Raw genomic sequence first — 440 nt, forward strand, 5'->3', positions numbered from 1 at the left:
ATTTAAAGCTGCGTTTGAAGATGATGAAATACTGCTTCCAAAGCATGAGGACGTGATTACTGATTTGGGACAAATCCAAATTAAAGCTGGCGTTCCTAGTATTGATTCAACACGAACCAAAGGCGAGAACGGAAACAAACGACACGGCGATAGTGCCATTGCTATTTGGTTTGCTTACTTAGCCTCTAAGGCGGATTTAACGCGTTACGGCTTACACACCATCAAGGCCAGTGCCGATGAAAACCAACGCCGCTTTCATGGCACCGCCGAAGAAAATAACCGATTTGATGATATGCCGAACCAAGACCTACGCGGCAAAGGAATTAGACTATGACCCAAATTGTTGATGTAAACGGCCAGCCATTAAAAGCCGATAAGACGCTACTGTCTGAAGACATTGCCAAAGCGTACACCACCCTGTCTCTTATACACATCTCCGA

The 440-nt window shown here is 45.2% G+C and carries 1 pseudogene; it reads left to right on the forward strand.

Going from position 1 to position 440, the window contains the following annotated elements:
* Positions 1–334: pseudogene (locus OW491_RS18065) on the forward strand (hypothetical protein); the annotation flags it as partial.
* Between the last annotated feature and the right edge of the window lie 106 nt (positions 335–440).

Source organism: Neptunomonas sp. CHC150, assembly GCF_030397555.1.
GTDB classification, from domain to species: domain Bacteria; phylum Pseudomonadota; class Gammaproteobacteria; order Pseudomonadales; family Balneatricaceae; genus Neptunomonas; species Neptunomonas phycophila.